10 protein-coding genes are annotated in these 13,705 nt (G+C 73.9%); 8 read left to right on the top strand and 2 right to left on the bottom strand.

Features of this window, described 5'->3' with window-relative positions; genetic code table 11:
* Positions 1-5: 5 nt before the first annotated feature.
* Entirely contained in the window at positions 6-704 is a 699-nt protein-coding gene (locus ACLJT4_RS11395; RefSeq protein ID WP_411122364.1) for an HAD family hydrolase, read from the top strand.
* 103 nt (positions 705-807) lie between these two features.
* Here the strand turns inward: ACLJT4_RS11395 and queC are convergent, their stop codons facing one another.
* Both queC and ACLJT4_RS11385 read right to left on the bottom strand, forming a co-directional pair.
* A complete protein-coding gene (queC, locus tag ACLJT4_RS11390; RefSeq protein WP_233656385.1) occupies positions 808-1,524 on the bottom strand; it encodes a 7-cyano-7-deazaguanine synthase QueC in 717 nt (238 codons plus the stop codon).
* Between the two features lie 155 nt (positions 1,525-1,679).
* Complete coding sequence (locus ACLJT4_RS11385) at positions 1,680-4,523, bottom strand: AAA family ATPase (RefSeq protein WP_411122156.1); 2,844 nt, start codon at positions 4,521-4,523, stop codon at positions 1,680-1,682.
* An 808-nt stretch (positions 4,524-5,331) separates the two neighbouring features.
* Here ACLJT4_RS11385 and ACLJT4_RS11380 point away from each other — a divergent pair.
* The 7 genes from ACLJT4_RS11380 to ACLJT4_RS11350 are packed head-to-tail and all read left to right on the top strand — an operon-like array spanning position 5,332 to position 13,704.
* A complete protein-coding gene (locus ACLJT4_RS11380; RefSeq protein WP_411122155.1) occupies positions 5,332-7,830 on the top strand; it encodes a dCTP deaminase domain-containing protein in 2,499 nt (832 codons plus the stop codon).
* A gap of 1 nt (position 7,831) precedes the next feature.
* Positions 7,832-9,067, top strand: a complete 1,236-nt coding sequence (locus ACLJT4_RS11375) for a hypothetical protein (RefSeq protein ID WP_411122154.1) — start codon at positions 7,832-7,834, stop codon at positions 9,065-9,067.
* Positions 9,064-9,846, top strand: a complete 783-nt coding sequence (locus ACLJT4_RS11370; RefSeq protein WP_411122153.1) for a TIGR01458 family HAD-type hydrolase — start codon at positions 9,064-9,066, stop codon at positions 9,844-9,846. Before ACLJT4_RS11375 ends, ACLJT4_RS11370 begins: the two co-directional genes overlap by 4 nt.
* Positions 9,843-11,495: an alkaline phosphatase family protein gene (locus tag ACLJT4_RS11365; RefSeq protein WP_411122152.1), complete on the top strand. Its 1,653-nt coding sequence runs from the start codon at positions 9,843-9,845 to the stop codon at positions 11,493-11,495. Before ACLJT4_RS11370 ends, ACLJT4_RS11365 begins: the two co-directional genes overlap by 4 nt.
* 52 nt (positions 11,496-11,547) lie before the next feature.
* Positions 11,548-12,657, top strand: a complete 1,110-nt coding sequence (locus ACLJT4_RS11360; RefSeq protein ID WP_411122151.1) for a DUF6001 family protein — start codon at positions 11,548-11,550, stop codon at positions 12,655-12,657.
* The gene (locus tag ACLJT4_RS11355; protein WP_411122150.1) at positions 12,654-13,238 is read left to right on the top strand and encodes a DUF6031 family protein; all 585 of its coding nucleotides are present in this window, start codon (positions 12,654-12,656) and stop codon (positions 13,236-13,238) included. Before ACLJT4_RS11360 ends, ACLJT4_RS11355 begins: the two co-directional genes overlap by 4 nt.
* Positions 13,239-13,257: 19 nt before the next feature.
* Positions 13,258-13,704 (top strand): type II toxin-antitoxin system RatA family toxin, encoded by a 447-nt coding sequence (locus ACLJT4_RS11350; protein WP_016575482.1) that lies wholly within the window; start codon positions 13,258-13,260, stop codon positions 13,702-13,704.
* The last annotated feature ends 1 nt before the right edge of the window (position 13,705 follow it).

The following is a 13,705-nucleotide window of genomic DNA, read 5'->3' as shown; positions in this document are numbered from 1 at the left end:
GCGACATGGTTGAGGAAATGGGTCGGACAGGGCGGACCACGGTCGTGCTGGACCGGGACGGCACCCTGTTGGACTTCTACGAGATGTTCCACCGCTTCGTCCTGGACCTCCACCGGCAGGAGGGGGTGATACCGCCGCCCCGCGAGGAGATCCTCGGCTTCGGCTACTGGTCCTCGATCACCAGCGGGGCGCTGCACATCGGGTCGGTGCGGGTGCGGGACCGGGTCGACGAGGTGGCCCACCGGTACATGGCGCACGGCACGCTCTACCCCGGGGTGGTGCCGATGCTGTCGGCGCTGTCCGGGGCCGGGGTGCGGCTCGCGCTGGTCAGCTCCTGGGTCGGCACCGAGGCCACCGTGGCCCTGCTGGAGCGCTACGCGGTCCGCCCGTGCTTCGGCCCGATCCTGACCCGGGACGACCTGGACGCGGGGGACGGCCCGGTCTCCGACGCCGACTGCAAGACCGCGTTGGCGCGGCGGGCGTTGGACGGGCTCGGCCACGCGCCCGACCACCGGCTCTACGTCGTCGGCGACACCCCGTCGGACATCGCGTTGGGCCGCCGGTTGGGGGCCGTCGTGGTCGGGGTGCGCACCGGCAACGGCGGCGGACTGCCGGCCGAGGGCACGCCGGAGGGGCCGGACGTCCTGCTCCCGTCGGCCGCTGACCTGGGCGGGTTGATCCTCCAGGCGGAACCGGTGGGGTGAGCCCCCGCCGCCCACCGCGGGCGTGCCGACGGGCCGGACTCCGTGCGGAGTCCGGCCCGTCGCGGTGCTCGGCCCGTGGGCGGGGCCGGGCGGGCCCGGGGCGTCAGGGCGCCGGGTACGCCGTCACGTCGTCGAGGTAGCCGGTCGGGTCGGCCAACCCGGCGTTGCGGAACGCCTCCCGCCGCTCGTAGCAGGTCCCGCACGTCCCGCAGTGCCGGTCCCCGCCCTTGTAGCAGGACCAGCTGAGTTCCAGCGGGGCGCCCAGCCGGACGCCGTGCGTGGCGATGTCGGTCTTGGCCCAGGAGAGGAACGGTGCCTCGACCTGGGGGACCGCGAAGCCCTCGTTGGCCGTCGCGACCAGTTCGCGCAGCGCGGCGACGAACTCCGGCCGGCAGTCCGGGTAGATGAAGTGGTCGCCGGCGTGCATGCCCAGCGCCACCACCGACGCGCGGTGCGCCACCCCGATCGACACCGCGACGTTCGCCAGCACCGCGTTGCGGTTGGGCACGACGGTGGCCCGCATGGACTGTTCCGCGTAGTGCCCGTCGGGGACGCTGACCCGGTCGTCGGTCAGTGCCGAACCGCGTAGCAGCGCCCCGTAACCGCGCAGGTCGACCACGTGGTGCTCGGCGCCGAAGTGGGCCGCCACCGCCCGGGCCGCGTCGATCTCGCGGTGGTGGCGCTGTCCGTAGTCGACGGTGACGGCGATCAGCCGGTACTGGAGGGCGGCGTAGTGCGCCATCAGGGTCGTGGAGTCCAGACCTCCGGACAGCACCACCACGGCGGTGAACGGGTCGGTGCGGCTGTCGTCTTGGTCCATCACAAACCTCCGGAGTGGGAAGGGAAACCGAACGACCGGGACGCGGGACGGCCCGGCGCCCGGGGCCATCGTGGGGCCCGGCCGGGCCGCGGGACATCACGGCCGGTGCCGTAGCGCGGGCGCCCCGGTACCGAGGGGTGGGTCCCGCGCGCCGGTCAGGTGGCGGCGGAATCGACCAGCAGCGGCCACAGCCCCGCGGTCCGGAACAGGTGCGGGAAGTCCTTGCGGCCGGTGATGTCGAGCTTGCGGTAGGCACTGGACAGGTGGAGCTCGACCGTGCGGCGGGTGATGTGCAGGGTCGTCGCGATCCGTTCGTTGGTCGAGCCGCGCACGGCGTCGATGAGGATCTGCTTCTCCCGCTTGGTCAGCTTCAGCACGCCGCCCAGCGGCGACCGGTCGGCAAAGCGTCCCTCCGCGGCGGCGAGCCGCTGCCGCACCCGCAGCGCGAGCGGTCGGGCGCCGCAACGGTCCGCCAGCTCCAGCGCCGTGCTCAGCTCCGCCGTCGCCTCCTCGTAGCGCCCGTCGTCGAACAGCAGCAGGGCCAGGTCGGCGGCGGCGTGCGCGAGGTCGAAGTCGGCCTCCGCCGCGGCCAGCAGGCGCATCGCCTCGCGCAGCAGCTCCTCGCCCTCGGGGGCGCCGCCCAGTGCGCCGAGCACCCGCAGGGCGATGCCGCGTTCCCGCGGCGTGCCCATGGCCTCGGCGACCCGCAGCAGCGTCCGGGCGGTCTCCCGGGCCTGCACGTGCCGCCCCACCTGCGTCAGCAGATCGACGGTGTGGACGTAGGTGTGCACGCCGCCGGTGGGTCCCCCCGGGGCGTCGGTGAGCTCGGCCAGGTCCGCCGCCACGCCCGCCAGGTCGCCGCCGTCGGCCCGCAGCCTCGCCCGGGTCAGCCACACCTCGCGGTGCGGTCGGTCCGGTGCCGGGCCGTCCAGGCAGCCGTGTTCGTGCAGCAGCGCGCGGGCCTCGGGGCCGCGCCCCATGGCCAGGCGGACCTCGGCCAGCATCCCCACGAGCCAGATCAGCAACGGGTGTTGGGGCCGGGTCCCGTAGTGCGCCAGGGCGTCGAGGGATGCGCCGAGCCGGTCGTGCGCGGTGCGCAGCCGGCCGCGCAGCAGGGCCAGGTGGGCGGTGACCGGCAGCAGCAGGGCCCGGTGCAGCGGGTGCGCGTGGCAGTGCCCGCAGTCGTGGTGGAGCCGCAGGTGGGACGTCACGTCCCCGTCGCGGCCGTTCCAGGCCAGGATCATCAGCGCCATCAGCCGGAGCACCGGGTGCAGGCACAGTCCGCCCTCCGCCCGCAACGCCTCCTGCGCGCCGTGCACCGCGTCGGCCGGCCGACACGTCAGGTGGCTGCGCAGGGCGCGCACGACGGCGTCGGCGGCCGCCCGGTCCGCGCCGCAGCAGTCGGCCCTGCCGGTCTCGGGGCACCCCGGCCCGGGCTCCTCGGGCGCGAGGCGCTCCCCGGTGCGTCGGGCGGTGTCCGGCAGCGGGTAGGCGGCCAGGCCGTCGAGGAGGGCGTGCACGGGATGCCAGTCGGGCCGGGCGTAGTCCGGGACGGGCGTCGTCCGGGCGGTCGCGCCGGGGTCGGTGCCGAGGTAGCGCGCGGTGCTGATCCTGGCCAGCAGCGGGAGCCGGAGGGCGTCCTCGGTGGTCTCCTCCAGGGTCCGGACCGCCTCCCGCAGCCCCGCTTCCAGGTCGATGCCGATCTCGGCGTCGATGAGCTCCAGCACCGCGGTCCGGCGGTCCGCGCCCGATGCCGCGCGCACGGCGTGCGCCAGATAGCGCCGGGCCCGTTGCGGTTCCCGGGCCGCGAGGGCCTTCTGCCCGGCCCGCAGCAGCACGGGGGCGGCCCATGGCTCGTCCAGGGTCACCGTCGACGCCGCGAGGTGGTCGGCGATCCGGTCGGCGGGCGCCTGCTTGCCGTGCAGGTGGGCGGCGGCCGCGAGGTGGGCGGCGTTGCGGGCCATCAGCGTCATCCGGCCCAGTAGCGCCTCGCGCACGACGCGGTGGCGCAGGTACAGCGTGTCGTCGTCGGCGACCAGGTGCATGCACACCAACAGGTCGACCGCGGCCAGGGTTTCGGCCAGGGTCAGCCCGCTGAGGTGGGAGACGAGCAGGGGCTCGGCGGCGGAGTGGGTCTCCGCGACGGCGATGGCCAGGGCGACCTTGCCGGCGTTCGGATCGAGCCCGGCCAGCCGGGTGCCGATCAGTTCCGCGACGGCCGCGGGCCGCAGCGCGGCGGCCAGCGGCGCACCGGCGCGATCCGCCGGCCGATCGCGCAGTACCCGGGCGACTTCGGTGAGGAGGGCGGGGTTGCCGGCGCAGGCGTGGTGGCACTCCGCGGCGACGTCGGGGGCCGGTGCCCGGCGGGCGACCCTGCGGACCAACGCCGCGGACTGGGACGGGGCCAGCCCGGTGAGCGGCAGTTGCCGTGCGCCGGCGAAGAGTTCGGGCCGCGTGCCGGGGCCGCCGCCGCTGCGGTCCTCGCCGTCCCGGGCGGAGCCGACCAGGACGACGCGGGCGAGCGGCGGGGCGAGCAGGGCCCGGTGCAGGAAGTCCAGCGAGGCGGTGTCGGCCCGGTGGGCGTCGTCGAGGCAGAGGAGCAGGGGTGCGCCGGCGGTCAGCACGGTGAGGGCCGCCCTGACGTGGCCCAGCACCACGTCCACCTCGACCGGTGTCGGGTCGGCCGGTCCGGTGCGGCCGGCCGGCGGGTGCGCGACGGCGTCGAGCGCGGTGCGGCGGGGGTGCTCCGGCGGCAGCAACGCGGCCAGTCGGCCGGCGAGGTGCCGGGCGAGGCCGAACGGGGGCAGGTGTTCGTGCGGCGGGCACCGCACCTCGACGGTGATCCAGCCCCGGGCGCGGGCCGCGGCCGCGCATGCCTGGAGCAGGGTGGTCCGGCCGATGCCCGGTTCGCCGGTGACCAGGGCGCGGACGGTCCCGCCGTGCGCGCCGTCGTCCAGGGCCGCGCCGAGCCGGCGCAACTCGTTCTGACGCCCCGTCATGGATGTCTTCGGTCCGTCGTCTGTGCGATGCATGGAGTTCCCCTGTTCACGGCTCACCGCTCTACCCGAGTAGCACCGTCTCTCTTCTCGGTGCGGCCGCCCGCCGAACGGGTTGCCCCATTGCCTCTCGCAAGAGGCAATGGGGCAACGCGGCGGTGCGCGGCGCGAGCGCCGTCGGCGGGCGGGTGGGCCGTCGCGACGTGCGGGCGGGCCTGAGGGGCGAGGTCGACGCCGTTCCCGGGGCGGTGGAGTGCCCCGTGCTCCGGCCCGAACCGGCCGGTAATCGACGTCGCGCTTGTCACTTACCGTAAGCGTATTGCCGTTACGCCCCTTTGGCTCATGTTTGCCCCTCCGTGCATCTTGCTGCATGGCAACAAGATGCACCTCGCCCCGGCCGCATGCACATGCCCGAAATGGCATTGTGATCCGGGCCTGCCCGCCCGGCACATGCACAGATTCCGGGCCGGCCAGTGAACAGTCAGCAAACCGGGGGTGCACTATGAACCACGCGTCGCAGAAGTTATGCGCTGTGCAGGGGGCGGCGATCCGCCCGCGCGGCACCGACGCCGCGGCCGGCCCGACCGGCGACGACACCGGGTGGGGTTAACCCACCACCCGGGTCCACCAGTTCCTCCACGGGCGTGGAACACCTCCGGACGCAGAACACCTGCGCACGTCGGCTTCCTCCGGGCACGGGTCCGCGTCACGCACAGCTCGCCCTCACGCCGTCTTGCCCCCTCCTGCCCGCCGCGCGGGCGCCGGCCCCTCCCGGCCTCCGCGCCGGCCGCGCCAGGGAGTACGCGAATGGATGACCATGATTCTCACGGGTAACGAGATTGAGCGGGAACGGGCGAACGGCCGCATCACCATCGAGCCGTTCACCCCGGAACAAGTCAATCCGAACAGCTACAACTTCCGCCTCGGGAAGACGCTGCGGGTCTACCAGGACATGCCCCTCGACGCACGGACCATGAACGCGTACGAGGAGATCGAGATACCCGACGACGGGTACGTCCTCGAACCCAACCGGCTCTACCTGGCCCACACCATAGAGGTGCTGGGCAGCGAGCACTACGCGCCGACCTTCGCAGCGCGCTCGTCCGTCGCCCGCCTCGGGCTGTTCATCAACCTCTCCGCCAGCCTCGGCGACATCGGGTACACCGGGCAGTGGACACTCCAGCTCTACTCGATGAACCGGGTGCGGGTCTATCCCGGGATCAACATCGGCCAGATGATGTGGTGGCGACCCCAAGGCGAGATCGTCCTCTACGAGGGCAAGTACCAAGGGGCGGTCGGGCCGCGGTCCAGCGACATCCACGTCGACTTCGACAAGCAGTTCGCCCGCCAGCGCTTCCCCGGGCTCGCCGCCAGCATCGAGGTGTCGGAGGTCGGCCCCAAGTTCGCCGAACTCGCCCGCGCCAACGGCGACTTCCGGGTGCCGTCCGCGTTCTGCGTACCGGCCGGGGAGTTCGTCGACGCCCTCAGCGACGGACAGCGCGCCGAACTCGCCGACGCCTTCGCCGACCTCAAGGCCACCGTCGGCGCCTTCTTCACCGACGCCGTCGAACGGATCGAGAAGATCGGCGGCCAGGTCCGGCTCCCGGAGGACGCCCGCACCCTGCTGCGCGCCCGCCTCAACGAGGTCTTCAAGGACACCCAGACCGACGTCGCGGTGCGCTCCTCGGGCCTGGACGAGGACACCGAGGGCTCCAGCCTGGCCGGCGTGCACAGCTCGATCCTCAGCGTGCGCGGCGCCGACGCGGTGATCGCCGCCGTCGAGCAGTGCTGGCGCTCCCACTACGAGGCGCCGGCGGTGGCCGCCCGCGTGCGGGCCGGCGACTTCGACCCCACCCCCCGCCTGGCCGTCATCGTCCAGCGCATGGTGCACCCCCGCATCGCCGGCGTGGCCTTCACCGGGCTCGACGGCGCCGCCGACCAGCGGGTGTCGATCGAATACGTCGAGGGCCTCGCCGACGAACTGGTGGCCGGCGTCGCCGTGCCCCGGAGCACCGACTCCGACCGACTGGGCGCCGAACCGGCCCCGGACGACGACGCGGACGGCCCGGCGCTGCGCCAGGTCGTGGAGATGGTGCGGGCGCTGCGGGAGCGGCACGGCCACGACGTGGACGTCGAATGGGCCGTCGACGCCGACGGCCCCCACCTCCTCCAGGTCCGCCCGCTCACCGCCACCCGCGGGCAGCGCAACAGCGTCCCCGAGCCGGTGGCCCAGACCCACCAGCTGTACTTCGACGACCTGCCGCCCACCTTCCACCTCGGTGACGTCGCGGGCGTCTACGGCAGCTACGTGGCCAAGCGCGGACCGGCCCACCGGATGGCGCACGACTGCGGGGTCTCGGTGGGCGCCGGCTGGATCCTCCAGTTCAACGGCCGCGGCCTGCGCGACGCGACCACCGCCGACGCCCTGCGGGCCGCGCTGGCCGGCGGTTCCGCGGAGTGCGTCCTGGACCTCGGCGACACCCTGCGCCAGATCGTCGTCCCCAAGGAAGAGGTCCTCGACCGGCTGGCCATGACCGCCGGCGGCGACGGCTCGACCCTGCACGCGGCCGTGGTGCGCGACTTCATCCGCGGCGACCTCGGCGTCATCTCCCGCCGGGCCGGCGACGGACTGATCGTCGAATACACCCCCGAGGGCCTGATGGCGCTCAACCGCGGCACCGCCGGCGGCGAGACCATCGTCGTCACCGACCTCGACCGCGGTTTCGAAGCGGCCGGCAACGTCGTCGCCGCACCGAGCGGCACCGCGCTGCTGACCCACCTCGACGAGATCGCCCGCTTCACCACCGCCATGCACGCCAAGCACGGCCCGGTCACCATCGAGTGGGTCTTCGACGGCGGACGCCTGTACTTCGTGGACTACTCGGTGCTCGGCGGCGACGACGCCGTCGTCCTCGCCCGGGGCGAGGTGTGCATCTCGCCCGGCACCGCGAGCGGACCGCTGCTCCGCCTGGACGACGACGCCCTGCTGCGCCGGCTCTCCATCGGCCCGGCCGTCAGCATCGACAAGTCCCAGGACGTCAGCGAGCACGACGGCCTGGCCCGCATCCTCGACCAGGTCAAGGCGTACGACGAGAAGCCGATCATCTGCGCGGCCCGGCCGTACGCCGTCCTCTCGGTGCTGATCGACCATGTCGCGGGCTTCGTCTTCGACCAGGGCTCGGCCCTGGGGCACCTGGCGATCCTGCTGCGCGAGGCGGGAGTTCCGGCCGTCACCGCCGCCGGCGTCACCGGGACCGCAGCAGTGATCAGCGACGGCACGGTCGCCACCACCGGCCACAAGGGAGACTGACATGACCACCCACCACTCCGACGCCGCCGCCTGGCTCGTCCTCGGGGGCCTGCACCTGCTGAACGGCACCGCGCCGCTCGCCGACACCGACCCCCTGGTGCTGGTGTCGCTGACCGCCCCGGTCGAGGAGCCGTTCCCGGCCAACACCGTCATCGTCACCTGGGCCGACCTCGGCACCGTCACCCTGCACGCCCGCACCCCGTCGGGCCCCGCCGGCCCGGCCGTCGAAGCGCGCGGCGGGGACCTCTTCCCGCGCATGCTGCCCGGTGCGCCGCTCACCGACGCGGTGGCCGCGCTCGGTTCCGGCGAGCCCACCGGCGGGCCCCTCGTCCCGCTGTTCTACGTGACCGCGCGGGACGGCCGCGCCCACGTCCACAGCCAGGTCCGCTTCCTGGCCGAGGACGCCTGCTTCATCCGCCTCACCGAGGAGCCGCTCGCCGCCGCCGACGTGCCGGACCTCGGCTGGCTGCCGGCGGCGGTCGGCCGCCACGCCGAGCAGTTCCTGTTCCTCAACAACCACCAGCGCTACTACCGCAAGTGCTTCAGCGGCCAGGAGCTGGAGTACAAGTACACCCTCCAACCGCCGGTCGACACCTGGACGCTGACCGTGGAGCTGCACCACCGGGTGCTGGACGGCGCACTGCCCGGCTACGTCATGGAGTACCGGGACGAGTTCCAGGCGTGGGACTACCTCAACCACCTCTTCGAGGTCACCGGGCCGGGCGAGGCGGAGCGCGGCTACGCCTCCTTCATCCCCACCACCGACGGCAAGCACCTGATGAAGCGCAAGTGGTACGCCGAGGACGCCTTCCAGCGCCGCGAATCCCACACCTACGGCCTCGACCTGGCCGACGACGGCGGCTTCGAACGGCACCTCACCGAGGAACTGCGGGTCGACGCCGTCCGCCTGCCGTCCTTCCGGCGGGTGCGCTACGACATCAACTTCGAGTCGGTGCGCAGCGGACACGTCTACGGGATCTTCTTCGACCACTGCAGCCTGGTGGACGCCCGGGACGTCACCCTCAACCAGTGCGAGCTGGAGTACCTGCGCAGCCGCACCGCCGTCGAGCCCGACGAGGCGCTGGTCAAGGAGGAGATGGCGCAGCTCGCCGACTGGCTGGAGTCCTTCCTGCGCGAGCACGGCCTCTCCGACGACCGCGGCGTCTACTCCAAGCGCACCTTCCTCAAGGACGCCGTCGCCGCCCGCCCCGAACTGGCCCGGCCGGTGGTTCGATGACGGGCACGCCGATCCGCGCCGCGCTCCTGGACCTGGAGGGCACGCTCTACGCCAACGAGCGGGTCATCGAGGGCGCGGTCGCCGCCATCGGCGCGCTGCGGGAACAGGGGGTGGCGCTGCGCTTCCTGACCAACACCGACTCCCGGATGACGGCGCAGATCCACGCCCGGCTCACCGGCTACGGCCTGCCGGTCCGGCCGGAGGAACTCTTCACGCCCGTGGTGGCGGCGCGGCACCTGCTGACCGCCCCCGGGGTCCGCACCTACGCCCTGGTCTCGCGGGCCCTGCGCGACGGGGTGCCGGGCCTGGTGTCCGAACCGCCGTACACGCACGTGCTGATCGGCGACTGCCGCGACGTGCTGGACTACCCGGCGCTGGACGGCGCGTTCCGGGCCGTGCGGGACGGGGCCGAACTCCTGGCCCTCCAGCGCGGCCGGTACTTCAAGCGCGCCGACGGCGACCACCTGGACACCGGTGCGGTCGTCGCGGCCGTCGAGTACGCGGCCGGGACCACCGCCCGGGTGCTGGGCAAGCCGGCCGTCGACTTCTTCGCGCTGGCCGTCCGCTCGCTGGGCGTGTCCGTCGAAGAATGCCTGGTGGTGGGGGACGACGCGAGCACCGATGTCGCCGGTGGGAACGCCGCGGGACTGCGCACCGTGCAGGTGCGCACCGGCAAGTACGCGGACCAGCATGCCGAGGGGCTGACCGGGTCGGCCACCCACACCTGCGACACCATCGCCGAACTGCCCGACCTGATAGCGAAGTTGGGGGAACGGTGACGGTCTACTGGGTGGTCTGGGACGCCGCCGCGCACTGGGTGGTGGACCGACTCGAACGCGAGGGCGCGCTGCCCGCCGTCACCCGGATGCGGGCCCGCGGCACCTTCGCCGCGGCCCGCCCGGCCCGGCCCAACTGCCAGACGCCGCCCTCACTGGCCACGCTCTTCACCGGTGCCTGGCCGGGCGAGCACGGCGTCACCGGCTTCACGGTGCCCGGCGCCGGCGACGGGCTGGTCAGCCACGTCAGCGGCTTCGCCCCGCGGTTCCCGGCCGTGCCACCGGTGTGGGAGTCCGCCTCGGAGCACGACCGCAGCAGCGCCTTCGTGCACGCCCCCTGGGTGTTCCGGGAGACCGGCGGCACCGGGCACTACGTCGACGCGGCCGTGGAGGCGTACAGCCGTCGGCTCACCCGGCACGCGGTGTGCCCGGTCGTACCCGGCGCCGGCACCCAGACCTGGGACCTCGGCCCGTTCCGCGCCGAGGTGGAAGCGGCGCCGCAGGACGGGCGGGTACGGGTCCGCACCGCCCGCACGGACCTGCGGCTCGACGTCGGCGGCGACTGGCAGCCGCTGCTGCTGGACGACGCCGGCCACGGCACCTGGGTGTGCTGCGTGCGCACCCCGCAGGGCCTGCTGCTGGTGCACACCGGCGTCTGGGACGTGCGCACCGCCGGCCGGAACGCCCCGCTGGTGCAGGCCCTGGCGGCCGGCCCGCCGTTCGCCGGCGAGGGGGTCGGTCCGCTCTACCGGGCCGGCGTCTTCGGGCCGCGGCTCGCCGAAGGGGGCGACGGCACCGCCGAGGAGGTGTTCCTGTCGTCGGTGCGGTGCGTGTCCCGGTCCTTCGGTGCCGCCGCCGACCAGGTGCTGCGCGCCCACGACGCCGACCTGGTCGTCGTCTACCTGCCGATGACCGACGACGTCGGCCACGAACTCCTGGGCTGGTGCGACGAGAAGAGCGCCGCGCACCGCCCGGACATCGCCGACCAGGTGTGGTCCTGCCTCCGTCGCTGCTACCAGGACGCCGACGCGGTCCTGGGCCGGGTGCTGGACCGGGCGGAGGACGACGACACCGTGGTGCTCGGCGCCGACCACGGCATGGTGGGCAGCACCCACCTGGTGCACGTCAACGACCACCTGGTGCGGGCCGGACTGACCGCGACGGACGCCGACGGCGCCCTGGACACCCACCGCTCGTCGGTCCTCTACCACCCGGCCAACAACGGCTCCCTGTGGGCCACCGACCAGGCGGACCCGGTCCGGGCCGGCTCCGCCGTGGCCCGCGCGGTGGCGGCCCTGCGCACTCTCACCGACCCGGACACCGGCCAACCGGTGCTCAGCGCCGTCCTGGACGACCGCGGGAACGTCCTGTCCGAAGGGGCCGCGTTCCCGCCCGTGGTCTTCCTCGCGCTCGCCGACGACTACCAGCCCTCCTCGGTGCTGCTGGGGGAGGGCCCGGCGGTACGGCGGACGCCGAAGTCCGGGGCGCACGTGGTCTACACCGGGGACGGCCGGCTGCACGCCGTGCACGCCGCCGTCGGCCCGGGCATCCCGGCGGGCGGCCAACCCGACGTCCCGGACGTCATCGACAACACCGCGCCGGCCCGCCTGGTCCTGCGCCAACTGGGCGTGGCGCCGCCCTGGGCCGAGTAGTCGTCGCCCGCCCACGAATCCCACCGAAGCAGACCGAAGAAGGACGGACCCGATGGGTGCACCCCCCGGATTCCCGCACGCCCTGTCCCCGGCGGAGCTGACGGCGCGCCGCCACGCCCACGTCGCGGAGTTCCTCGCCGGCCGCGGACTCGACCCGCACTGGCTCACGGCGCTGATGCGCGAGCGGGTCGGCGAAGGGCAGTTGCTGCTCACCAGCTCGCCCGTGCACGGCCTGGCGAACGCCACCAGCGACCTGGACTTCATCCGCATCCAGGCCGACGAGATCCACGGCCCGCGGATCTCCACCAAGATCTTCGTCGACGGGCACCACCTGGAGGTGGTCTCCTTCAGCGAGGCCGAACTCGCCTCCAACCTCACCGAGTTGGACCGGTTGGCCGCCGCGCCGCCGGCCGCGACGGTGGCCGGCTTCCGCAGCTGGGACAAGCAGCGCGAACCGCGCCGCAAGCAGACCGAACGCATCGTCAACGGCATCGCCCTGGACGGCACCGCGCCGCACCTGGCCGCACTGCCCGCACTCAGTACCGTCTGGTCCCGGGCCTCCTTGCACACCGCCCTCGAACACGTCGTGCACACCGCGCTCGCCGAGGCCGCCGGGGAGAGCAGGGGGCGCGTCGGCTACGCCTACAACGCCCTGCTGCACCTGATGGACGCGCTGCTCTCGCACCACGGCGACGTCTACACCACCCGCAAGTGGTACCTGCTGCGCTGGGCCCGGTTCGTGGCGGAGGACGCCTGGCCCGACGACGCGGTGCGCGCCGCCGGCGCGGAGCTGGAACGGCTGCGCAAGGACGTCGCCGCCGCACTCGATCCGACGGCCGGCGCCCGGCCGTTGGCGGGGGAGTACGTGGCGCTCGCCCACGAGTGCCTGCGCGCCACCGGCACGGCCGCCACGGCCACCGTCCGGCTGGAGCTCACCGGCACCCTCCAACCCTTCCTCCCGGGCGCCGCGCTGCTGGTCGCACCCGGCGGCAGCGTCGTCCTGCCCGGTGTGACGGACACCCTCCCGCTCGCCGGCGAGGCGATCGGGCTCGACGCGCTCGGCAAGCTCGACCCGCACGACGCCGCCACCCTGCTGCGGGCCCTGCGGGCGGGCGCGGCGCGACTCGACATCGGCTACCACGGCGAGGAGACCACGGCATGACCCCCAACCGGAACCAGGAACCGGACGCGCCCGGGCGCCCCGGCATCGGCGACCGGCTCCCGGTGTTCCCCACGGTGCGCGGCGGGCACGCCATGCCGGCCCCGCAGTCCGTCGAGGCGTGGGTGCAGGCCGCCTGGCTGATGCTGGCCGAGGGCCGGGCCTACATCGAGGACCTGGAGGGCGGCACCGACCAGCCCCAGATGCAACAGGCCGCAAAAATACGGCTGTTGGAGCAGCTCCTCGACATCGACCAACGGCTCGCCGGCCGCGCCGCGGTCGACGACGCGCACTGCCTGGCGGTGGCGCTGGAGTATGGGATGGGGGAGGTGCTTGACGCCTCCGGTCCCGAGCTGATCGAGGCGTTCGGCCTCGCCGAGGAGTTCGGCGGGGACACCTGCCGGGTCGAGGAGATCCACGCCCTGTGGGAGCGGATGCTGGCGGCCTTCCCCGGCGAACTGCCCGACCGGCTGGTCGCCGAGGGGCAGCGGGACATGCTGCGGACCCTGCGGGTGTGGACCCGACTGGCCCGGGCGGCCGGCCTCGACATCGGATTCCTCGCCCCCTTCATGAAGGCCGCCTGAACAGAGAGGTCTGACCACCGTGCCCGAGATCCATGCAGAGACCCGGCTCGCCGGGCGGTCCGCGGACCAGGCGTGGGCGATCGTCAAGGACGCCCGGACCTTCGCCCCCGCCGCCGACCACGTGCTCGCCGTCCGGCAACTGCCGTCCACGAGCGAACGGCACCGCTCGTCGGAGTGGACCGTGCTGTTGAACGGCAGCGAAGTGACCTGGGTGCAGGACGAGGCCGCCGGCCCCGGCCTGCAACTGCACTTCACCCAGACCGCCGGTGACCTGGAGGCGCTGACCGGCGCGTGGCGGGTCGAGGAGACGCCGACCGGCGCGCGGATCTCCCTCGCCCTCGCCTTCGAACTCGGCATCGACGGCCTCGCGCCGCTGCTCGAACCCATCTGGGCCCAGTCCTTCCAGGCCCACGCCGACGCCCTGCTGCGGGCGGTCGCCGCCCACCCGCCCGCCGACGGAGAGTGAG

The organism is Streptomyces sp. x-19 (assembly GCF_046549115.1).
Taxonomy (GTDB): Bacteria; Actinomycetota; Actinomycetes; order Streptomycetales; family Streptomycetaceae; genus Streptomyces; species Streptomyces albulus_C.
This window is presented reverse-complemented; position numbering and strand designations above follow the sequence as displayed.